Annotated in this window: 11 protein-coding genes and 2 pseudogenes; 7 read left to right on the top strand and 6 right to left on the bottom strand. The window is 61.0% G+C overall.

Annotated elements, in window-relative coordinates; translation table 11 throughout:
- The first annotated feature begins 7 nt into the window (after positions 1–7).
- From ACSBQV_RS11080 to ACSBQV_RS11065, 4 genes are all read left to right on the top strand, one after another.
- Positions 8–499, top strand: a complete 492-nt coding sequence (locus tag ACSBQV_RS11080) for a fimbrial protein (RefSeq protein ID WP_099782160.1) — start codon at positions 8–10, stop codon at positions 497–499.
- Complete coding sequence (locus ACSBQV_RS11075; RefSeq protein ID WP_099782158.1) at positions 496–1,053, top strand: fimbrial protein; 558 nt, start codon at positions 496–498, stop codon at positions 1,051–1,053. The genes ACSBQV_RS11080 and ACSBQV_RS11075 overlap by 4 nt, the downstream gene beginning before the upstream one ends.
- A 39-nt stretch (positions 1,054–1,092) precedes the next feature.
- Entirely contained in the window at positions 1,093–1,935 is an 843-nt protein-coding gene (locus ACSBQV_RS11070) for an MrpH family fimbial adhesin (RefSeq protein WP_099782156.1), read from the top strand.
- 112 nt (positions 1,936–2,047) lie between these two features.
- Positions 2,048–2,653: a helix-turn-helix transcriptional regulator gene (locus ACSBQV_RS11065; RefSeq protein WP_099782154.1), complete on the top strand. Its 606-nt coding sequence runs from the start codon at positions 2,048–2,050 to the stop codon at positions 2,651–2,653.
- A gap of 46 nt (positions 2,654–2,699) precedes the next feature.
- Here ACSBQV_RS11065 and ACSBQV_RS11060 read toward each other — a convergent pair whose 3' ends face one another.
- From ACSBQV_RS11060 to pqqU, 4 genes are all read right to left on the bottom strand, one after another.
- Entirely contained in the window at positions 2,700–2,879 is a 180-nt protein-coding gene (locus ACSBQV_RS11060; RefSeq protein WP_015378373.1) for a hypothetical protein, read from the bottom strand.
- Complete coding sequence (locus tag ACSBQV_RS11055) at positions 2,876–3,061, bottom strand: hypothetical protein (protein WP_033643635.1); 186 nt, start codon at positions 3,059–3,061, stop codon at positions 2,876–2,878. Before ACSBQV_RS11055 ends, ACSBQV_RS11060 begins: the two co-directional genes overlap by 4 nt.
- A 226-nt stretch (positions 3,062–3,287) precedes the next feature.
- Entirely contained in the window at positions 3,288–5,660 is a 2,373-nt protein-coding gene (locus ACSBQV_RS11050) for a glucose/quinate/shikimate family membrane-bound PQQ-dependent dehydrogenase (RefSeq protein ID WP_099782152.1), read from the bottom strand.
- Positions 5,661–5,807: 147 nt separating this feature from the next.
- Positions 5,808–7,952 (bottom strand): TonB-dependent receptor PqqU, encoded by a 2,145-nt coding sequence (gene pqqU / locus ACSBQV_RS11045; RefSeq protein ID WP_046896518.1) that lies wholly within the window; start codon positions 7,950–7,952, stop codon positions 5,808–5,810.
- A gap of 526 nt (positions 7,953–8,478) precedes the next feature.
- Between pqqU and ACSBQV_RS11040 the strand changes: the two genes are divergently transcribed.
- Entirely contained in the window at positions 8,479–18,495 is a 10,017-nt protein-coding gene (locus ACSBQV_RS11040; RefSeq protein WP_099786181.1) for a non-ribosomal peptide synthetase, read from the top strand.
- 59 nt (positions 18,496–18,554) lie between these two features.
- Positions 18,555–18,716: pseudogene (locus ACSBQV_RS11035) on the top strand (aldo/keto reductase); the annotation flags it as partial.
- Here ACSBQV_RS11035 and ACSBQV_RS11030 read toward each other — a convergent pair.
- Positions 18,709–19,050, bottom strand: a pseudogene (locus tag ACSBQV_RS11030) (LysR substrate-binding domain-containing protein); the annotation flags it as partial. The pseudogenes ACSBQV_RS11035 and ACSBQV_RS11030 overlap by 8 nt on opposite strands.
- Positions 19,051–19,264: 214 nt before the next feature.
- On the opposite strand from ACSBQV_RS11030, the gene ACSBQV_RS11025 reads away from it, so the two are divergent.
- On the top strand, positions 19,265–21,181 hold the full coding sequence (locus tag ACSBQV_RS11025; protein WP_099786207.1) for a hypothetical protein: 1,917 nt from the start codon (positions 19,265–19,267) through the stop codon (positions 21,179–21,181).
- A gap of 137 nt (positions 21,182–21,318) precedes the next feature.
- Here ACSBQV_RS11025 and gabD read toward each other — a convergent pair whose 3' ends face one another.
- Entirely contained in the window at positions 21,319–22,794 is a 1,476-nt protein-coding gene (gabD, locus tag ACSBQV_RS11020) for an NADP-dependent succinate-semialdehyde dehydrogenase (protein WP_099786180.1), read from the bottom strand.
- Positions 22,795–22,823 lie beyond the last annotated feature (29 nt).

Here is a 22,823-nt window from a genome sequence, read left to right as displayed (position 1 = left end):
CGAGAGCATGAAACAACGTTTTACGGCGAGCGTGCTGCTGTGCGCCGGGATGGCATGCCATCTCGCCTGGGCGGAGAAAACGGTCGACATGCAGTTTCGCGGCACGTTGATCGAGCCGCCGCCCTGCACCATCAACGATGACGGGATCATTGACGTGAACTTCGGCGATCGTGTCGGCATTAACAAGATCGATGGTGCGAACTATCGGCAAAGCATCGGCTACCGCATTCGCTGCGAGCCGGGGATCGGCAAATGGGACATGTTGCTGAGTCTGACCGGCAACGCCGCAACGTTTGACGAAGCGGCGGTGCAAACCAACCGGCGCTATCTCGGCATCCGCATTTACCAGAACGCACAGCCGTTCAAAGTGGGCAGCGCGCTGCCTATCGATCCGGCCAAACCGCCGGTGCTGGAAGCGGTGCCGGTCGGCAAATCGGGCGAAACCCTGACGGAAGGCGCGTTCGAGGCCACGGCGACGCTGCGGGCCGACTATCAATGAAGGAGGAGGCGAGCGTGAAAACAACACAAGGCGGCTGGGGCGTTATCGGCCTGTTGCTGTTGGCGCTGGCCGTGAACGGCGCAGCGCAAGCCGCGGACAATCTGCGCATGCGCGGGGCGCTGGTGGCGGAACCTTGCGTCATTCAGCCGGGCGACGAGAGCATCGCGCTGGATTTCGGCACGCTGGTCGACAAGTACCTGTACCTGAACCAGCGCACGCAGGGGCAACCGTTCGAGTTGCGGCTGGCGGAGTGCGATCTCAGCCTGGGCAAGACGGTGTCGATCACCTTCAAAGGGACGGAGAATGCGCAGCTGCCGGGGCTTTTGGCTTTGGCGGCGAGCAGCCAGGCGCGCGGGATCGCCATCGGCATGGAGACGCTGCAGGGGCAGCCTTTACCGCTCAACAGCGCAGGCGGCAAGTACCCGTTGCAGGACGGCGGCACGGTGATTGGCGTGCAGGCCTATGTGCGCGGCGAACCGGAAGCGCTGGCAAAGCGAACCATCGGTCGCGGCGCTTTCAGCGCCATTGCGACTTTCAGTCTGGATTACCAATGAGCGCCGGGCTCCGGCACCACAGAACAAGGATATGACGCGATGCAGCGTGTTCACTTCAGAGGGATGTACTTACTGTTTGGCCTGCTGCCGGGGCTGTGCTCGGCGCAAATTTATTCCTATGTGACCAAGAGTACCGGCTCTCCCAGCAATGCGGCTTATGAGTATGTGCTTGAGAGCTGGGATAAGGATGACTCATCGCCTAATCCTTGCTACCAGCAAAGCATGTGCGCTGTGGGGATCAACCACCGGCACACCAGCGCCAATACGGGCGGCAGCACGGCCGTGACGCCTTCGGCCTCTATCGTCGGGTCGGGGCGCTACCCGCAGATTACCCAACTGCGGACGATGGGTGAACTCAGTCGCTTCTACCAGAGCATTTATCCGTTGCCGATCGTCGGTGCGACTTCTCATGTGGGGGATGCCATCACTCAGGAGTGTGTCGGGCTGTTTTATACCACCTCGTCCTCCTCCGCCGTTGAAGGCAACAGCGCACGGTTGATGCCGAGCAGCGTCTGCGGCATCGCGCCGCCGCCGGTCGGGGTCTGCGGCATCGATGAGCAACAGCTCGATCTGAACCACGGCGTGTTGCCGGATACCGACCTGGTAGGCAATACGGCGCGCGGCAGCCTGCGCGTAGTGTGCTCGCAGAAGATGAACATCGTCATGTATATCCGCGTCGGCAGCAATGGCCGCCTGGATCTGGGGAATTCCGGCGTCTACAGCACGCTGCGCATCAACGGCGCCCTGGGCAACCTGGGTTATCAGTTCACCGCGGATACGCGCGGGGTCACGGTGCCGATCACTTCCACCCTTGGCGTGACGGGAACGATCAAGGCTGGCAATTACTCGGGGCAATCGGTCGCCATTCTGGCGTTGCCGTAGCCGCATTACCCGCGCCGCGCGCCGTTGCATTATGCCGTTGAGTCACCCGCCATCAGGGGGGGAATCGCGCTCGGCGGCGACCGGGAAGGATGATTTCAAAGGGAGCGTGCCGATGGAAACTACCATCACTCTGGCGTTTATCGATAACGACCGTTTCTTTATTGAAGGATTGCAGCAGCTGCTGTTGCCGTATTTTGCGCGCCGCGGCATGCGGGTTCAGGTGTTCGACGCCACACAGGCGCATCGGGCGGATATGGTGTTCCAGTCCGTGGAGCGTGATTGGCAGGCGCGTTTCTGCCTGCGTTCAGCGAATGGCGGCCAACCGATCAACTTTGCGCTGCGAGAACCCGGCGATACCCGCTGGCGCGATAACCCGCGCTGTATCAGTGAGGCGGGCGTTATTTTCCGCAACGACTCGCCGGGCAGCGTATTAAGCCAGCTGGAGCGGGCATTGGCGGCGCGGACGCATGGCGACGCAGCGCACCGGTGCTATTGGTGTGAACGGCAGCGCATTACCCGCCGTGAGCAGGATGTCATGCGCTACCTGGCCTGTGAATTGCCGCAGACCGCCATCGCGCGCAACCTGCATCTGAGCGTGAAAACCGTCAGCAATCACAAACAGGCGGCGATGAGGAAGCTGGGGTTTAAACGCAATGCGGATCTCTACCATTGGTTGCGGTTGGGCGGGTTGAAAACCGTAGAGCGGGCGCGCGGATGAGAGGGCGGCTCAGGCGCTCAATTTGGCGCCTGAGGGGCAGGAAGCGTCAATACAGCAGCGTCATCGCGCTGAAGAACAACAGCGTCAAGGCGATGATGATGAGGTTTTGCGTGGCTTTGCGCACCAGTTTGCTGGCGCTCAGGCGGCTGTCGATGACGTAGAGCAGCGGCACCATCAGCAGCACATAGGCGAACATCAGCATGGCGGTAAAGGGCTGCAGATTCATTCATGTTCCTCCTGGGCGTCATCATGGCCGATCAGGTGTATCAGCACGGCTTGCGTCTGGCGGTGCTGGCCGATAAAGGGCGACGTGGCCGGCGACGCCGGCGCGAACGTCAGGCCGGCGCGTCGCGTTTTCACCGCCGCTTGCAGAATCTTCTTTCGATGCTTTCGAGTATGGTCGACCATGCGCCTCCGAATAGGGCCGCCCGAAGGCGGCCGATCGTTGTATTGCCCATTAAGCGGGAGAGGATCGCAGCCGCTGCCGGGGCCGCAGAGATATAATATTGCGAATGATAACCATTATCAATAATGAGAGTGAAAAAATTAAGGGTATTGCGAGGGGACAGCCGGCGGGGCGGGAAAAGAAAAAGCACGCCTTGCGGCGTGCTTTGCGGGGTACTAACGGCGGTGGTTACTTCTGATCGGGCAGGGCGTAAGCGACCACGTAGTCGCCCAGCTTGGTGCCGAAGGAACCGTGGCCGCCGGCGTAGATCAGCACGTACTGCTTGCCGTTGACCTCATAGGTCATCGGCGTCGCCTGGCCGCCGGCCGGCAAGCGCGCTTCCCACAGTTTTTCACCGTTGGTCACGCTGAAGGCGCGCAGGTAGTTGTCCGCGGTGGCGCCGATGAAGAACACGTTACCGGCGGTGGTCACCGGGCCGCCCAGCATCGGCATGCCCATTTTGAACGGCAGCGGCAACGGCGAGCTGTCGCGCACGGTGCCGATGCGTTTTTTCCACACGATGTCGTTGGTTTTCAGATCCACGGCGGAAATGTAACCCCAGGCCGGCTGTTTGCACGGCAGGCCGAACGGCGACAGGAACGGGTTCAGGGTGACGCCGAACGGCACGCCATACTGCGGCTGTACGCCGGACTCGGTACCGCTGCCGCCTTTGTCGCCTTCCGGCGGCTCAATCGGGTTGCCTGGGCCGCGCGGGATCAGTTTGGAGACGAACGGCAGCGCGATCGGGTTGGCGATGGCGATTTCGCGATCGGTATCGACGGCCAGGCCGCCCCATTCGAACATGCCCAGGTTACCCGGGAACACCAGCGTGCCCTGCTCGGAAGGCGGGGTGAAGGTACCTTCATAACGCAGGCTGTGGAACATCACGCGGCAGACCAGCTGATCATAGATGGTCGCGCCCCACATGTCGGCGCCGGTCAGTTTCTTCTCAGGACGGAAGGTCAACTCGGAGAACGGCTGGGTCGGTGACAGGCGATCGCCCTTGGCTGGGCCCTGCGGTACCGGTTTCTCCGGCGCCGGCACCACCAGTTCGCCGTTGGTGCGGTTCAGCACGAAGATGTTGCCGGTTTTGGTCGGCACATAGATGACCGGCACTTTTTTACCGCTCTTGTCGGTAATGTCCGCCAGGGTCGGCTGCGCCGGCACGTCCATATCCCACAGGTCATGGTGGACCGTCTGATAGAACCAGGCCAGTTTGCCGGTGGAGGCGTTCAGCGCCAACAGGCCGCTGGCGTAGCGTTCCATTTCCGGGGTGCGATCGCCGCCCCAGATGTCCGGAGTGGAAACGCCCATCGGCAGGTAAACGATATCCAGCTTGGCGTCATAGGCGGCAGGCGCCCAGGAGTTCGGCGAGTTCGGCACGAAGTGGTGCTCGTCCGCCGGGATGGCGTTCGGATCTTTCGCGCCCGGATCGAAGGCCCACAGCAGCTTGCCGCTGTTGACGTCGAAGCCGCGGATCACGCCGGAAGGCTCGCGGTTGGAGTAGTTGTCGGTCACGGCACCGGCGACGACGATCACTTTATCGGTGATCACCGGCGGCGAGGTCGGCTCGTAGTGGCCCGGCGTCGCATACGGCATATTGCTCTGCAGGTTCAGCTCACCGTTGTTGGCGAAGTCCGGGCAGGGTTTGCCGGTTTCGGCGTCCAGTGCGAACAGACGGCCGTCGTTGACCGGCAGAATGATGCGGCGTGCGCACATCGCCGGAGCGGCGTCGCTGGCGGCGCCTGCGGCTGCGGCGGTTTCGTGGTAAGACACGCCGCGACAGGTGATGTGCTGGAAGGTTGGGTTGTATTTCAGCTGCGGATCAAACTTCCATTTTTCTTTACCGGTGGCGGCATCCAGCGCGAACAGCTTCTGGTGTGGCGTACACATGTAAAGGGTATCGCGGATCTTGATCGGCGTGACTTCGTTGGTGATCTCACCCGGATCGTTGGCGGTCTTCAGATCGCCGGTCTGGAAACGCCAAACCTCTTGCAGCTGGCCAACGTTTTTGTCGTTGATCTGGCTCAGCGGCGAGTAACGGGTGCCTTCCTGGGTGCGGCCATAGGCCGGCCAGTCGGCGCCGGTGGCGTCTTTCGGTTGTACCTGGGCGGCGTCGAGGGTGCCGTTAATCTCTTGCGGATCGTTGAATACGGCATAGGCCAGCGCGATGACGGTGATCGCCAGCGCCGCGCTCAGCGCGCCGTAGGCGAATTTGCCGTTGGCCACCAGCTTGCGGTAGATAAACGGCAACACCAGCCACAGGCCGAAGAAGAAGGTGACGTCCAGGCGCGGCGTCAGCGCCCAGAAGTCCGGGCCCACTTCCCACAGGGCCCAAATCGTGGTGCCCAGCAGAAATACCGCGTACAGCAGCAGCGCGGTGGCGCGGCGGCGGAACAGCAGCCAGGAAGTCGCCAGCAGCACCAGCCCGGCGATGATGTAATACAGCGAACCGCCCAACTTGGCCAGCCAGATGCCGCCGCCGAGCAGATAAAGCCCGCTCAGCGCGGCAAACAGCGCCGTTATGACGATAAGCGGCGATAGTGACGCTTTATTTTGCATAGCAATACCCTTACCAAAAATGAAAGTCCCCGATTTAGAGATTAAGCCAAATCGGAAAAAACACGCGGTTTCTCCCTATTATTTCAGCGAGAAGCCGCTAGGGTGACGTAAAACCCATCCCGTTTTTTAACCTTAAGGTGCTTTGCCTTATTCAAAGCGATAAGACAAGGTGGCGCCGCCACCCCAGTTGCGCCCCGGCGCCGGCTCGAAGTAGCGGCCGTTGCCTTCGTTGACGATCACCGAACCGACGTATCGGCGATCGAAAACATTGTCCACCCGGCTGAACACGTCCAGCGCCCAGCGGTTCCAGGTAAAGCGATAACCGGCGTTTACGCCGGCCACGGTGTAAGAAGGAGCCTGCGCGCTGTTGGCGTCATTGGCCTGAATGTCGCTCATGTAGCGCAGTTCCGCGCCGGCGTGCCAGCCTTCCGGCGGGGCATAGGCCAGCGAGGCGTAGCCCATGTTGCGGGCGATGCCCGGCAGGCGATTGCCGGCAGGAATGGTTTGGGCCGGGGTACAAACGGCTTTGCCGCACATTTCGCTGCGGTAGGTGGCGTCCAGCAGCGTCCAGGCCATATGCAGGCGCCAGTCCAGCGCGAACTCTTGATCCAGCGCCAGTTCCAGGCCGCGCCGCCGGGTTTTGCCGGCGTTGGCGTAGCTGGTGCGCCCACCGCTGCTTTCCGCCACCACCAGCTCGTTGTCGGTATCGGTCTGGAACAGGGCGGCGCTCACCAGGCCGTTGCCGAGGCGCAGTTTGCTGCCCAGTTCGACGGTGTCGCTGGTGGACGGCTGCAGACCGATGTTCAGGCCGGCCTGGCCGTCGGGGCGATAGGAGAGTTCGTTGATGGTCGGGGTTTCAAAGCCGCGGCCTGCGGAGAGATAAACGTTCCACGCCGGATTGATTTTATAGTTGAGCGAGCCCATCGGCAGCCACTGGTGGTAGCGTTTGCTGCCGCTGTCGTCGCCGTTGCGCGGCGTGATGTAGTAGTCGGTCGAGTCGAAGCTGACCGTGCTGTAGCGCAGGCCGGCGTCCAGCGTCCAGTGCGGCGTCAGTTGCCAGGAGGTTTGCAGGTAAGGATCCAGGTTCCAGATGCGGTTTTTCTCGTTGCGCCGCTGGTCGCCCTTCTCGCCGTAGTCCACTGTGCCGTCTCGCAGAATAAAGTTTTCAAACCCCTGCCGGCGTTCGGTCATGGTTTCATAATCCAGACCGCCGATCAGTGTTACCGGTAACGAGGCGAGAGTATCCTCATGCTTCCAGCGAGTGTCAATGCCCTGATATTTTCTTTCCAGCACGATCACCCCGCCGGCGTGGGTAGGGTTGAGCTGCGGCCCGCGTGGAATGGATTGGTACTGCGTGGTGTGGCGCTCGCCGTGGTAGGCGGTCAGCGTCAGTTCGTCGCGCTCGCTCATCTGGCGCTGATAGCGCAGGCCGGCCTGGGTCTGATCGAGCGACTTGCGGGTGTTGTATTGATCCGCGCGCGGCGCCTGGCGCGGGTTTTCCTTCCATTCCGCTTCGGTCAGGCCGCCCGGATCGCCGGCGTCAATGGAGACGCTGTTGAACATCAGCGTCAGGGTACTGACGTCGTCCAACCGCACGCCGAGCTTGCCGTTGCCGAGGTTTTTCCGCGCGGCGCTGTGATCGCGATAGCCCTGAGTGGTGAAGCGGGTGCCGGAGATAGCGTAGTTGACGTCGCCGGCCTGGGTGCCGTCGCCGGTGGCGCCGGTCGCTTTCACCCCGTAGCGCCAGGTGTTGTCGCTGCCGAAATAGCTGCCGGCCTCCAGCGTTGGCGGCTGGGCGCCGGTCTGGGTGTCAACGTTGATCACCCCGCCTGAAGCGTTGCCGTACAGCGCGGAATAGGGGCCGCGCAGCACCTCGATGCGCTCGACGGAGTTGATGTCGATGTTGGAGGTTTGTCCCTGGCCGTCGGGCATGGTGGCGGGGATGCCGTCGACGTACATGCGCACCCCGCGCACGCCGAACATCGATCGGCTGCCGAATCCGCGTATCGACAGCTGCAGATCCTGCGCATAGTTTTGCCGGTTTTGAAGCTGCAGGCCCGGCACGCTGCCAAGGTTTTCCGACAGGTTAATCTGCGGTGCGGCGTTGCGCAGGTCCTGGCCGTCGATCACGCTAACGGACACCGGCGATCCCAGCTCGGTCAATCCGATGGGTTGCGCCATTACCACCAGCGTATCGCTGTCTTTCTGATCCGCCGCCAGGGCCGAACCGATGCAGACCGGCTGCAGCAATAACAGGGTTGCCGGGGTCAAGACGGGACGTTTTTTATTCATCAGATAATTCTGCCAATAATGCTGAAAAAATTGCCCGCAAGTGGGCGAAAATAGCCATTTGTGACTCCCTGTACTGGCATTCAATGGGAGGGAAACTGCATCCTGCAACGAGTATAGGATATTCCGACACCGTACGCTTTGGAATAGCGCAACTGAAAGATGCGTGTTTTCATTTAAGAAGATTCTCTTTTTTATCGATTTTCCTGCGATGCCTTTAAATTAGATTTATTTATATTAAATATATTCCCATCCTTGATTTTAATTTATTTACAATGGTTATTTTATTTATGAATGTAAAACAAGGAGTCATTTTTAAATGATAAATTATTTTTTATGTCATTGTTTTTAATGATTTTAATTTATTTATTTTTTTGTGGCTTTATTTTTTATAAAAATAAAATAATATTCGCTCTTATGTTTTTTAAGTTTTCGCCTAACAGCTCAATCGCATAACCATCACGGTATTTATGCCATGCATAAATATCTATTCATATATTATCGGAATATATTAAAAGGGAATTGATTCATGGGCGCGATCATCGCTTCACCCTATACCCACACGTTTTGGAATGAATACGTCCTCAATCCACACTCCTGCGAGTACAACCTGGTGCTGGATCAGACCATTGAGGGGGCGCTGGACGTCGATCGACTGCGCGCGGCGATCGACGGGGTGTGCCGGGACTATATTCTGTTTCACCATGTCCTCGACGACAGCTCGCCGCAATTACGCTGGGTAAAGACGGAGAAGAAAATTGCGTTGGAAACGCTTGATGCCGATTGCGATGTCGGCAAATTAATCAATACGCCGTTCGATCTCCGGGAGGGGCCGCTGTGCCGCTTCTACCTGATTGAGTTGGCGCCGCAGCGCTATAATTTGATCATTGTCGTTCATCATATCCTGATCGACGGCCTGTCCGGCCAGGAGTTCTACAACGCCGTTTCCGCCTATTACAATCGCGGGGCGGCCGTGGCGCCGCCGCAGGCGGATGAAACGGACATTTGTCGATTGTACCGGCGCTATGAGGCGGATATCGCGGCGTTGAAGCAGGACTTCGCTTCCGCGTCATTCTGGGGCGACCGGTTGGCCGAATGCGCCCCGCGCGTAGCGTTGCCTTATCTCCCCGGCGAAGCCCCCGAAGCACCCGGCGCCGGCGAAGTGCGCTTTACGTTGCCGTTCGCCGAGTGGCAGGCGCTGAAGTCCGGCGTCAGGTATGCCAACCCATTCCTGATATTCAAAACGCTGTGGGCGTTACTGATCGCCCGGCAATCCGCGCAGGACACGGTGCATATCGGTTATCCCGTCGCGCCGGACGGCGGCGAGCCGCTGTTCTTCGGCGCCCAGGTCAACACCGCAGTGTTTCCCTTAACGCTCGCCCCGGGAGCCACGTTCAACCAGCTGTACCGCGCGACGCTGGCCTACAGCAAAGCACTCAAGGCGACGGGTAAGCTGCGGCATAGCCAATTGCCGGTTTATGACATGCTGAACCTCAGCCCGGTGCGCGAGCTGAACGTCAATTTCACCCAGGCTTACCTGAAAGATGCGCCGCTGGCGCTTGACGGTTGCCGCATCGGCGTCAATCACCGTTACAACGTCGATCTGGCCGGTTCGGAACTGCTGCTGGAGTATCAGCCGACCGAGCAGGCCTTTGAGTTTCGCCTGCGTTATCGGCCCGATCTGTTCGACGCCACGCAAATGGCGGAGATGGCGGATCAGTATCTCGGGCTATTGCAGCGTGCGCTAACCGAACCGGACGCGCCGATAGCCGCGTGGCCGCAGCTCACGGCGCAGCAGGTTTTACGCTGCCGCGACGCCTGGGAGAGCGAGCCGGACACGGCCGACCCAGGGGCGACACTGCTCGACGGCGTGGCCCGCCAGACGCGCCGTCATCCGGAACGCATCGCCGTAACCGATGCCAACGGTTCGCTCAGCTACCGCCAACTGGCACAGCGCAGCGATCGCCTGGCGATACGGCTGCGGGAAGAATATCGCCGGTTGCGCGGCGCAGCCATGCCGCCAGAGACGCTGATCCCGCTGTATCTGCAGCGCAGCGCGGAAGCGGTGGTGGCGATGCTGGCCATCATGAAGGCGGGCGGCGCCTATGTGCCGCTGGATCCCGCGGCGCCAGCGCAGCGCCTGGAATATATTCTGAAAGAGGTGAACAGCCCCATCGTCCTGACGGAAAGCGCATTGCAAGGGGCGGCGCAGCGACTGGCGCCGGACGGCGCTTGCCTGGCGGCAGATGAACCGCTTGCCGATGCGGATGCCGCGAGTCTGCCGAATGTCGAAGCCCGGCAATTGGCCTACGTGATTTACACCTCCGGCACCAGCGGTCGGCCGAAAGGCACGCTGTGCGAACACCGGGGCGCGGCCAACATGGTGTGGGGTCATACGCAGCGTTTGCTGCGCAATGAATCGGGCGCGCTCAACTGCCTGCAGTTCGCGTCGCTGGCCTTTGACGCGCACGTGTTTGAAGTGTTCATGGCCCTGAGCAACGGCCACCGGCTGTTCATCGCGGGCGAGGCGCAGCGACGCGATCCGGCGCTGTTGTGCGGCCAAATGGCGGCCTGGGGCATCGAAGCCTGTTTCCTGCCGCCGGCGCTGCTTGGCACTTTGCCTGACCTGCCGGCTTCGGTGCGCTATCTCGCGACCGGCGGCGAGGCGACCGCGCAGGAGGCGCTCGACCATTACCTGGCCTGCGGCATGCAGGTTGCCAATCTGTACGGCCCAACCGAGGCTTCGGTCAGCGCCAGTCTGAATATCTATCGCCGCAACGGCGCGCGCAATATCGGCCACGCCATCGCCAATATGCGTTGTTATGTGGTTGACGAGCATGACAATCTACTGCCGCTGGGGGCGGAGGGCGAGCTGTGTCTAGCCGGCGTCGGCCTGGCGCGCGGATACCTGAACCTGCCGGCGCTGACGGAAGCCGCATTCGTCGCCAATCCTTTTGAACTGCGTGAGCCTTACCGGCGCCTGTATCGCACCGGCGACCGGGTACGGCGCTTGGCCGACGGCAGCCTGGACTATCTTGGGCGACACGACCAGCAGATCAAGATCAACGGCTATCGCATCGAGTTGGGCGAGATCGAAATGCAGCTGCGCGCGCTGCCCGAGGTGGCCGAGGCGGTGGTGACCCTGCGCCCCGGCACGACGGACCAACTGGCGGCCTGGTATGTGCCGAAGCCCGGCGCGACGCCGCAGGCCGGCGACATCTTGCAACGCCTGGCGGCGCAGCTGCCGCATTATATGTTGCCGTCGGCGCTGTCGGCGCTGTCAGCGCTGCCGCTGACGGTGAGCCGCAAGGTCGATTACCGGGCATTGCCGGAACCGCTGCCGGTGGAGCGGCAAACGGCGTTTCGCCAACCGGGCACGCCGCTGGAGACTCAGCTTTCTGCACTGTTCAATCGGCTGCTGGGCGGCCATGTCGGCATGGACGACAACTTCTTCCGCCTCGGCGGCAACTCCATTATGGCCATCAGGCTGTGTCACGAAGTGAATAAATTGCCGGGGGCGAAGATCTCGGTGCTGACGTTGAATCAGCATCCGACGGTGGCCGCGCTGAGCGAGCATATCGCCGCTCAACGGCAGGCGCCGTCGGATGAGCCGCCCATCCTCGTCGGCGGGCTGCGGGAGGGGCCGCTGTCGCTTCAGCAGTCGCGATTGTGGTTTGTTCAGCAACTGTCGGCGGACGCCACGCACTATCTGTCGCCGGTGCTGCTGCGGCTGGCGCCGGACATCGATGACCAACGTTTTGCGGACTGTCTGCAGGCGCTCGTCGAGCGCCACCAGATCTTGCGTAGCCTGATTCGCCAGAATGAGCGGGGCGAAGCCAGCCAGTGGGTCAGCGACACCGTGCTGCCGGTGCCTTTGCTGACGGTGAGCAGCGCTGAGTTTGACATGGCGCTGGCGCAGGCCTGCAGCCGGCCGATGGATTTGACGCGCGAGCTGCCGCTGCGCGCCACGCGCTATCGTTACCGCGATGCGGCGGGCGGGGAAACGGCCGTTTGTCTGCTGGTGTTCCATCACATCGTCTTTGACGGTTGGTCGCTTGAGGTGCTGCTGCAGGAGCTGGACGCGCGCTATCGGGGAACGTGGCATAAGGCGACAGAGCCGGCGCTGCAATACCTCGACTATGCCTGCTGGCAACACGCGCCGGAAAATGTGCAGCGCCGGGCCGACGAATTGGCCTTTTGGCAACGAGAGCTGGCGGGTTGGCAGCCGCTCTCGCTGCCGGTGGATTTTTTGCGGCCGGCGGTCTTCGACGTACGCGGCGACAACAGCGAAGTGCCGCTGCCGGCGGCGCTGGTGAAGGCGCTGGAGGCGTTGGCGCGCCGAGAGGGCGTGACGCTGCATGCTGTGATGCTGGCGGGGTTCATGCTGTTGCTTGCCCGCTACAGCGGTCAGAACGATGTCATGGTGGGCACGCCGCTGGCGAACCGCAATCGCCCTGAGCTGGAGAATCTGATCGGATTCTTTGTCAATACGCTGCCTTTACGCCGGCAGATCGACCCGCGTCAGGGCGTCGCCGAGTTTGTGCGAGATGTTGCGGCCACGACGCTGCGGGCGCAGCAGCATCAGACGCTGTCGCTGGAGGCGCTGGTGGACGCTCTGGCGCTGCCGCGCGACTTTTCGCGGCATCCGCTGTTCCAGGTCATGTTCGCGCTGGAGGGCGAGAGCGGCGCACCGACACGTCCGGACTGGCTGTCGGTGGTCGATCTGAGCGCGGATGAGCGCACCGCCAAGTTCGATCTGACGCTCACGCTGTCGCCGCAAGGGGAGCAGATGCGCGCGCGCTTCAACTTCGCGTCGGCGCTGTTCAGCAAAGCGTCGATGGATCGGTTGGCCGGCTACTATCTCGCCCTATTGCAACAGATGGCGCGCCACGATGACTGGCCGCTGGAAAATATTCGTCTGCAGCCGCAGAGCCCGGCGCTGCCTGCGGCGCCGGCCTTTAGCTATGCGTTTGAACGCTGCCTGCAACAGGATTTCGTGCGGCATGCGCAGCGCAATCCGCAGGCCGTCGCGGTGATCGACGCGCAGGGGGAAATGACGTACGGCGAACTGCACGAGGCGGCGTTAACGCTGGCCACTCAACTGCGTGTGCAGGGCAAGATGACCGGCGACGCCATCGCCGTCGTCGCCGACAAGGGGCGCCGGCAGCCGATCGCCCTGTTGGCGGCGCTGATGTGCGGCAAGGCGTTTTTGCCGATGGAGGCGACATGGCCGCCGCAGCGGCGGCTGAAGGTGATGGCGCAGGCCGGCATCAATACGTTGCTCAGCGATACGCCCTGGGCCTGCGACGAGATCAACTTGGTCGAACTGAATGCCGGCGGGCTGGCGGCGCAGTTGCCGCTGCCGGAGAGGCGTCTGCCGGCGGTGGAGGCCAGTCCTGACAGCCTGGCCTATATCATTTTCACTTCGGGCTCGACCGGCACGCCCAAGGGCGTGGCGATCGAACATCGCAGCGCGGTGAACATGCTGGAAGGCGTTCGGCGGTATTTTGGGTTCAACGAGCGGGATCGCAGCCTGGCGCTCAGCGCGTTGAGCTTCGATCTGGCGATCTTCGATATTTTCAGCCCGTTGAGCGCGGGCGGCGCGGTTGTGATGCCGGCCGAGCGAGATCGGGTCAATCCGCAAGCCTGGTATCAGCTGATGATGACACATCGAGTGACGCAATGGTTGAGCGCACCGGCCCTGATGGAGCTGTTGCTGGACTATGTAAACGGCGCGGGGCTGGCGGCCGGGCCTGCGCCGGCGCTGCGGGCGGTGATGGTGGGGGGCGACTGGATCGCCACCTCGCTGCCGGAACGCTGCCTGGCTTGGGCGCCGCACGTCCGCTTCTGCAGCGCCGGCGGCGCTACGGAGGCGGCGATCTTCACCATGCTGTATGAGGTGCCGCGAGGCGAGAAAATTCGCTCGGTCAGCATCCCTTACGGTAAACCGTTGCCGCACCAGCGTTGCTACATTCTGGATGCCGGACGACGGCCCGCGGCGCCGGGCGTGCGCGGGGAGATCTATCTGGCCGGTGAAGGGTTGGCGCGCGGGTATTACGGCGATCCGCAACGCACCGCCGAGAGTTTCTTCTGGCATGAGGAACTGCAGGAGCGGGTGTATCGCACCGGCGACGCGGGCCGGTGGCTCGAGGACGGCAATGTGGAGTTCCTGGGGCGTCTCGATCAGCAGGTCAAGCTGAACGGCTACCGCATCGAGCTGGGTGAAATAGAGCATGCCGCGCTTGCCTATCCGGGGGTGACCGCCTGTTGTTGCGTGCTCGTCACCGCCCCTCAGCCCTGTCTGGCCGCTTACTTCGTTGCCGATGAGGCGATCGCCCCGCAGGATTTGGCGCAGCATTTGAGCAGCCAACTGCCTCCTTACATGGTGCCGCAGGCGCTGATGCAGCTGGCACAGCTGCCGCTGACCGAAAACGGCAAGATAGCCCGACAGGCGTTGCCGCCGCCGAAAAGGACGGCGCGCGAGTTTGTCGCGGCGCAGAACGAGCGGGAGAACGCTTGCCTGGCGGTGTGGCGCGATCTGTTGCAGCGGCAGGATATCGGCATGGAGGACAATTTTTTCTCGCTGGGCGGCAATTCCCTTCTGGCGATCCAGGCCTGTTACCAGATCGGTCAGCGGTTGGGGAGCGAGGTGACGTTGAGCGAGCTGGGCCGGTTCCCGACGATCCGTTCATTGTGCCGTGCGTTGCTGCGGCAGGGGGAGGGCGCCGCGCCGATGTCGATCCCGCCGCTGCGGCAACGCGAGTATCCGCTCTCCGCCTCACAGCTGCAGCTGTGGTTTATCGAGAACCTGAACGGCGGCGGCAATCTTTATCATGTGCCGATGCTGTTCCGTCTCGGCGAGGAGGTCTGTCTGACGGCTTACGAGCGCAGTCTGCAGGCGGTCGTCGCCCGGCATCAGGTGTTGCACAGCCTGATTGCCCAGAAGCCGTCCCAAATTGCCGTCGCCCGGGCCTGTGAACAAACGCTTTCGCTGGAGCGCGTGGCGCTGGAGGCGGCGCGCTGGCCGGACAGACTGCGGCAGGATATCGATCGGCCGTTTGCCTTGGAGGCGGAGTTGCCGATCAGAGCGAGCGTTTACCAGGTGGTGCAGCCTGATGGCGGGCGGGTGACTTACAGCCTGATCCTGGTGCACCACCTGGCGTTTGACGGCTGGTCGCAGCCGGTGCTGCTGCAGGAGTTGGATGCGCTGTATCAGGCGCAGCGGCAAGGGCGGGAGGCTGAGCTGGCGGCGTTGCCGTTGCAATATGGCGATTATGCCGTCTGGCAGCGGCGCTGGCTGGACTCCGCGTTGGCGGATGAGGCGAAAGCGTATTGGCGACAAGCGCTGGATGGGTGGCAGGCGCTGGAGATGCCGCTCGATTTCGTGCGGCCGGCGCGCTTCGATCATCGCGGCGCCAATCACGTCATCGCGCTGCCGGAGGCCCTGACGATGCAGGCGGCGCAGTTCGCCCGGCGGCAAGGCGTCACGCCGTTTGCTCTGTATCTTGCGGCCTTTAATCTGCTGCTCGGTTACTTCAGCGGCCAGCAAGACATTCTGGTCGGCACGCCGGTCGCTAACCGGCCGGTGGCGGAGACCCGCTCGGCGATCGGATTCTTCGTCAATACGCTGCCGTTGCGCTCGCAAATAGACGATGCGGCGTCGCTGAATGATTATGTGCATCGGGTCTTTGATGGCGTGCTGCAGGCGCAGCGGCATCAGAATTTACCGTTGGATCAGTTGATTGAGCTGCTGCAGGTGCCGCGCGATCTGTCGCGCCATCCGCTGTTTCAGACGCTGTTCGCGCTGGAAGAGGCGGGTGAAGCGCTGGCCTGGCTGGCGCCGCAGGATCTGTTGACACACTATCAGGCGGCCAAATTCGATTTGACGCTGAGCATACAGTCGGCGCCGCAAGGCGGCAGGGCGATCTTCAACTATGCCACCGCCCTGTTTGCACCGGCCACGCTGGCGCTGTTGGGTGAGTATTATCTGACGATCCTCACGCAGATCGTCAATCACGGGGAGCAGCGCGTCAGTCAGTTGGCGCTGGTATCGGCGAGTGAAACGGCGCGGCAGCGCGCCTTCCGTCAATCCTGTCCGCCGGCCTACGATTTCGAACGCGCCATCCATCATGATTTTATCCGTCAGGCCGAGCGCGATCCGCAGCGGGTGGCGATCGTCGATGAATGGGGTGAGCTGAACTACGGTGAGCTGTATCGGCGTGCGTTGGCGCTGTCGTTGCAGCTGCGCGAGCATGCGGATATGCGCGCCGACACCATCGCGGTGATGGTGGACAAAGGGCGGGCGCAAATCATTGCGGTGCTGGCGATCCTGATGGCCGGCAAGGCCTATTTGCCGCTGGACGGCGCCTGGCCGGAACGCCGCCGCCTGGATATCGTCGCGCAGTCGCAGACCCGGATTATCCTCAGCAGCCGGGCGTGGGTGGCCCACGGTAACGCCAGGCTGTTGACGATCGATCCGCAAGGTGCGGTCAACGCGTTACCGCCGGCGGCGCCGGGTGAGCCGGTCTTGCCGGCGCCTTCCGCGCTGGCCTATGTGATCTTCACCTCCGGTTCTACCGGCACGCCGAAAGGGGTGGCGATAGAACATCGCGGCGCGGTGAACAGCATCATCGATACCTTACACCAGCTGGAACTCGGCGCGGACGATCGCGGGTTGGCGCTCAGCGCGTTGAGTTTCGACATTTCGGTGTTCGATATTTTCGGCCTGCTGTCGGTGGGCGGCGCCATCGTGATGCCGTCCGAAACTGAACGCTATCAGCCTGAGGCCTGGCATCGGCTGTTGATGACCCAGGGCGTAACCTTCTGGAATTCCGCGCCTTCGGTGATGACGCTGCTGGTGGAGCAACTGGAGTCCGCCGCATCGCAGGCGCAGTGGCCGCATCTGCGCAACGTGGTGCTGGTGGGCGAGGTGATCTCGCGTTCACTGCCGGCGCGCATTCGCCAATGGCGGCCAGGGTGCCGGGTAGTCAGCGCCGGGGGCGCGACCGAAAGCTCCATTTGGTCGATTTTGTACGACATTCCGGAAACGCCGATCCTGGCGCCCAGCGTGCCTTATGGCCGGGCGATGGCCCATCAGCGTTTCTATGTGCTGGATCGCCATCTGCGCGTGTTGCCGCCCTGCTTACCGGGGGAGCAGTACATCGGTGGGGCCGGCGTGGCGCGCGGCTATTACCGCAATCCGTCGCTGACCGAGGAAAAATTCATCTACCATCCGGAATTGGGGGAGCGGCTTTATCGCACCGGCGATGCCGGGCGTTATTTGCCGGACGGCAATCTGGAGTTCCTCGGCCGTATGGATTTTCAGGTGAAAATCAATGGCTACCGCGTCGAGCTGGGGGAGGTCGAGCAATGTGCGCTGGCGTTCGGCGCGATCAAATCCTGCTGCGCCGTGGTGCTGTCAGAGGCGCATCGGCAGCGTCTGGCGCTGTATTACGTCAGTGAGGCGCCGCTGGAGGAGTCGGTGCTGCTGGCCTTTATGAGCGGGCAATTGCCGCTATACATGCTGCCTGAGGCCCTGGTGCGGCTGGAAGCGTTGCCGTACAACTCCAGCGGTAAGCTGGATCGCAAGGCGTTGCCGGCGCCGACGGCGAATGAGCCGCAGGCCTATGTCGCTCCCGCGAACGCGCTGGAGCAGCAGTTGTGCGCATTGTGGCAGGAGGCGCTGCAGTGCGAGCAGGTCGGCATGACGGACGATTTCTTCCTGCTGGGCGGCACCTCGATCAAGGCGATCTCCCTGTGCGTCGGCATGGGTGCGCTGATGGCCGCGCCGGTGCCGGTGGTGCAGCTGTTGCAAAGCCGCACCCTGAAAAATCTGCTGGCCGCCAACGAGCGCCGTTTGGTCATGCCGCTTAACCGCCGGACAGACGGCGTGCCCGCGATGTGGATGATCCACCCGGCGCTGGTGGGCGCGGAGGCGTTTCATGCTTTCGCTCAGCCGTTGCAAGGGCGACTCAATTGCTATGGCGTCGATAACCACAATCTTTACCATCAACCGACCATCGACTCGCTCGGCGAGCTGGCCGAACGGTATTTAAACGACATGATTGCCGCCGGCCTGCTGCAAGACGCCGGGCCGGTGCGCATTCTCGGGTGGTCGTTGGGGGGCATCATCGCGCTGGAGATCGCCGCTCGCCTGGAGGCGCGCGGCTGCCGTAACGTGCAGCTGTATCTGCTGGACAGCTTCTATCTGCAGACCACGGCGGAGCTGCCGCTGGAGCAACTGCTGCCTGCGCTGGGCATCGAGGGCGAGGCGGCGACACGCGCCATGGCCGCCGGGCAGGCGGAGCGGCGGCTGTCTGAGGGGAGTCTGAGCCGCAGGCTGCAAACCACGAAGGTGACGCTGTTTAAGGCGACGGAGGGTAACCCGCAGTTGCCGGAGGCGATAACGGCGCCGCTGCTGGCGCTGGAAGATAATGGGCTGGGCGCGGTTTGCGCGCAGCTCAAGATTATCCCGCTGGCTTGTCACCACCATAATATCTTGCAGTGTGAGGAGGCGATCGGCAACGCACTCAATCAGGACGCCTGATTGGCTCAACGGCTCCGTACAGGCAGGCGGAGCCGGTATCAATCAGTGGGAGAGTGAAGATGCAAACACACAAGTTGGGGCGAGAAGGGCTGGAAGTATCGGCGTTGGGCCTGGGCTGCATGGGGCTGAGTTTTGGCTACGGCCCGACCACCGATAAACGGCAGGCGATCGATCTGATCCGCGCCGCGGTCGACGAAGGCGTGACGCTCTTCACTGCCGCTGGCTGTTGAAGGTCAGTAGTTGCCCCTCCACCCGCACTTTGATCTCACGGCCATCGCGGGTAAATTCCCTGGCGTACAACCCGCCGAGGGTTGGCAAACGCATGTCAATGCAGCGATGGTTTTGCAGCGCTTGTGGCGTAGCGGGGCGGCCGTAACGGGCGAAATAGGCAGGGGAGGCGGCGGGCACCATGCGCATGTCGGGCCCGATGCGCACCGCGGCCATATCCTTCGCCACTTGTTCCCCCAGCCGGATGCCGACGTCGATGTCGGCCAGACTATTGTCGACGGTGATTTCTACGTTGATGTCCGGGTAATCTATGAGGAAAGTGCGCAGAGCCAGGCGCTGGACGGCAGTCCGTTGACCTGGCTGAAGCCGGTCAGCGAAGCGGAATACCTGGGGGTGAGTTCGATTTAGTTATCGGCAGAGTGAAATCTCTGCCTTGGCTTATTCCTCGGTGGCACAACGAATAGAAAGAGCAGGGCAAGTTCACAGCCATTAGTATTGAGTATGCCGATAACGGTTCCTAAAAATACTCAAGGGTAGAATGATGGATACTTGTCCCGATATTGCTACGTTGCGAAAAACTGTGCCTGCTATTACGGGCGAGTTGATTGAGGTTACTTCTTATTATTCCGATTGGTATACGACTACCGGAACTCCTGAAGGCGGTGGCGTATTTACCGCTGTGCAATCTGCCGTATTTAATGACGATGGAGGTATTTATATCAAATCGGCAGAAAACTGGACATGGGTAAGAGCGCTTGACGTGTCTGGCCTTATTACACCCGCGATGTATGGTGCACGAGGCGACAATGTGACGGACGATACGGAATCGTTAACGCGTTGTTTCGTCTCTCCCTATAGTGTCATTTGTCGAGCGGGCGCTGTGTATTTAACTTCGAATACGGTAAACGTGAAAGACGGTAGAACGGCGCGCAAAACTATCAATTTAAACGGTGCTACGATCAGAGCCAAGACGGGGCACGTAAAACCGATGTTTGCCAATGAAACGTCACTGGCTGGAGCCTACGATTATCTTCATGGCGTAGAGATGTTTGGCGGTAAATTGCTTGGCAATGCTACTCGCAATAGCGTTTATAACGTGGTGAAAAGTCATGTGGGTTATTCCGGTGGAGAAGGAAGTTATTTTCACCATATGCAATTAAGTGGGTTCTGTGACGGATTCAGCCTTCAGGGGCGATCGCTGGCGCATGATATTATCATCGATGAGTGCCGTGATGACTTTTTTGCCACCTACAATGACGGTAACGTGATATCGGATATTACATGTGGTTATTGCCTTGGTGACGGGGTGCTGATAAAAGGTAATAATAATAATGTAACAAATATCCGTATGTTGGGCGCAGGTGTTCCCTCTGATAAACCAGAGGCTGGTTACCTTGCTGGTGCGGTTTTAAGCATTGCTCAAGATGGAGACCTTGGGAAAAATAATTTTATTTCGAACGTGCAGTGTGGTGGATGGGGCAGTGGGGTGGTTATCTGCTCCGGAGAGAATAACAGCTGCGTCAATATCAACGCGGGTGACTGTTATTTTCTAAACAATCCGACCAGTACAGCAATCAAAAATCGTGCATGTGCAGTCTATTCTTCGGGGACAAGACATTCTATACGATCTGTTTCTATTGGGGCGTGTTTGAGCGGGATTGAATTACACGATGGCTCTGAAGATACGGTAATCGATTATATTTCGCTGCGTTCCTGTTATCACAGTTTCGCGCTGTCCGCCTCCGGTCAGCAAAGCCGTTGTCGCATTGGCCGCATCGACATTGGAAAAGTCGATAGTGCGGACAGCTTTTTTATCAAAATGCCGCAACTGATGATTGACGAGATCAATGTAGGCGAATTCTCGGCTGCATACGCTGTGAACACGGCCATGTGCCGTATCTTGGCCAATTGCGTTATTCGCCGCTTGAGTTTTAATCGAGGATTGCCTGAAGGGACGCTCCCCATTGTGCTGTTGGCTGCCGATTGTGATATCGACGAATTGATTGTCAAAGGGACTAAAGCTGTTTGCTTAACGACGACGGCGACGACGATCAATGTTCCTCGCAATTTGACCATTGAACAAAGCGAAGACGCCATTGATTCACCTGTGAAACTATTAGGGAGTGGTCGAAGCGTGGCGGAGCGTTGGCGCATTACAGGAAAGAATAGCGTGCGGCCGGCTTTGCGTGGTGCCGGGATACAATTGACCCTTGGTCAGTATAGCGGATTACCTTGGTATATCGATACACCCGACTCTTCAGCCTTATATATCGGAAAACCTGTTGGCGGTAGCTATGATAGGGCTGCCAATGCGGTGGCTCAGGGCGGATTTTCGTTGCGTGAAGGGACGGAACTGGCTGCTCCTGCTGAGTTGGCGCTGGCCTGGGATGGAACTCGTATGCATGTTGCGCTCAATGGTCTGGACATCGGATTTTTAACGTTGCAAAAATACGTTTGACGATGAAATAAACGTATAGCCCCGTAGAGAATACGGGGCTATCGACGCCGAAGGTGTTGGAAAACGTTTTTAATTTTATGCAGTGAAGAGTGTCATTTCACCAAGATGAATATTTGCCTTATGCCCGGCCCCTCACATCAGGCGCCCAGGCCGCCGAGGCACAGGTATTTGATCTCGAGATAGTCTTCGATGCCGTATTTTGAGCCTTCACGGCCCAAACCGGAGTGTTTCATGCCGCCGAACGGCGCCACTTCGGTGGAGATCAGCCCTTCGTTGATGCCGACAATGCCGTACTCCAGCGCTTCGGCCACGCGCATCACCCGGCCGATGTCGCGGCTGTAGAAGTAAGCGGCCAGGCCGAACGGCGTGTCGTTAGCCAGTTCGACGGCGTCGGCTTCCTGGCTGAAGCGGATCAGGGGCGCCACCGGGCCGAACGTCTCCTCGCGGAAGATTTTCGCCGTGCGCGGCACGTCGGTCAGGATAGTCGGGGTGAAGAAATTGCCGCCCAGCGCGTCAGGCTTGCCGCCCAGCAGCACCGAGGCGCCGTGCTCGACGGCGTCGGCGATATGCTCGCGCACTTTCTCCACCGCGTCCGGGTTAATCAACGGGCCGATGGTGACGCCGTCATCCAGGCCGTTGCCGACTTTCAGCTTGGCGACGGCGGCTTTCAGTTTGGCGGCGAAGGCATCGTATACGCCGTCTTGCACCAGAAAACGGTTGGTGCAGACGCAGGTCTGGCCGGCGTTGCGGTATTTCGAGGCGATCGCGCCGGCCACGGCGGCGTCCAGATCGGCGTCGTCAAACACGATAAACGGCGCGTTGCCGCCCAGCTCCATGCTGGTTTTCTTGATGGTGGGCGCACACTGGGCCAGCAGTTGCGCCCCCACTTCGGTGCTGCCGGTGAAGGAGAGTTTGCGCACGTCCGGGTTGGCGGTGAGTTCGCCGCCGATGCCTTTGCTGGGGCCGGTTATCACGTTGCACACCCCGGCGGGCAACCCGGCGCGCTCCGCCAGCACGGCGATCGCCAGCGCCGAGAACGGCGTCTGACTGGCGGGGCGGATCACCCCGGTGCAGCCGGCGGCCCAGCCGGGTCCGGCTTTACGGGTGATCATCGCCGCCGGGAAGTTCCACGGGGTGATGGCGGCGAACACGCCGATCGGCTCTTTCTGCACGATGATGCGGCGACCGGCCTGCGGTTGTGGAATGGTGTCGCCATACACCCGCTTGCCTTCCTCGGCGAACCATTCGATAAAGGAGGCGGCATAGGCGATTTCACCGCGGCTTTCGGCCAGCGGTTTGCCCTGTTCCGCCGTCATGATGCGCGCCAGATCTTCCTGATTTTCCATCATCAGCTCAAACAGTCGCCGCAGCTTGCCGGCGCGCTCTTTGGCGGTCAGCGCGCGCCAGGCGGGCAGCGCTTTTTTGGCGGCGGCGATGGCGCGAGCGGTTTCTTCGGCGCCGAAGGCCGGCACGTGGCCGATCCGCTCGCCGTTGGCGGGGTTATGAATGGCGATCGTGCGGCCTTCCTGGGCTGGCAACCATTGCCCGTCGATGTAATTGGCCTCGCGGAACAGCGTGGGATCCTTGAGGGTGGCGCGGATACTGATGCTCATGAGTCTCTTCCTTTGCTGAGTTCAACGGA

Source organism: Serratia sp. B501, assembly GCF_051172315.1.
Taxonomy (GTDB): domain Bacteria; phylum Pseudomonadota; class Gammaproteobacteria; order Enterobacterales; family Enterobacteriaceae; genus Serratia; species Serratia ureilytica.
This window is presented reverse-complemented; position numbering and strand designations above follow the sequence as displayed.

Coding starts and splice junctions, on each gene's coding strand:
- ACSBQV_RS11075 (WP_099782158.1), top strand. CDS start 496: ATGAAGGAGGAGGCGAGCGTGAAAACAACACAAGGCGGCTGGGGCGTT.
- ACSBQV_RS11025 (WP_099786207.1), top strand. CDS start 19,265: ATGGATACTTGTCCCGATATTGCTACGTTGCGAAAAACTGTGCCTGCT.
- pqqU (WP_046896518.1), bottom strand. CDS start 7,952: ATGAATAAAAAACGTCCCGTCTTGACCCCGGCAACCCTGTTATTGCTG.
- ACSBQV_RS11050 (WP_099782152.1), bottom strand. CDS start 5,660: ATGCAAAATAAAGCGTCACTATCGCCGCTTATCGTCATAACGGCGCTG.
- ACSBQV_RS11070 (WP_099782156.1), top strand. CDS start 1,093: ATGCAGCGTGTTCACTTCAGAGGGATGTACTTACTGTTTGGCCTGCTG.
- ACSBQV_RS11040 (WP_099786181.1), top strand. CDS start 8,479: ATGGGCGCGATCATCGCTTCACCCTATACCCACACGTTTTGGAATGAA.
- ACSBQV_RS11060 (WP_015378373.1), bottom strand. CDS start 2,879: ATGAATCTGCAGCCCTTTACCGCCATGCTGATGTTCGCCTATGTGCTG.
- ACSBQV_RS11065 (WP_099782154.1), top strand. CDS start 2,048: ATGGAAACTACCATCACTCTGGCGTTTATCGATAACGACCGTTTCTTT.
- ACSBQV_RS11055 (WP_033643635.1), bottom strand. CDS start 3,061: ATGGTCGACCATACTCGAAAGCATCGAAAGAAGATTCTGCAAGCGGCG.
- ACSBQV_RS11080 (WP_099782160.1), top strand. CDS start 8: ATGAAACAACGTTTTACGGCGAGCGTGCTGCTGTGCGCCGGGATGGCA.
- gabD (WP_099786180.1), bottom strand. CDS start 22,794: ATGAGCATCAGTATCCGCGCCACCCTCAAGGATCCCACGCTGTTCCGC.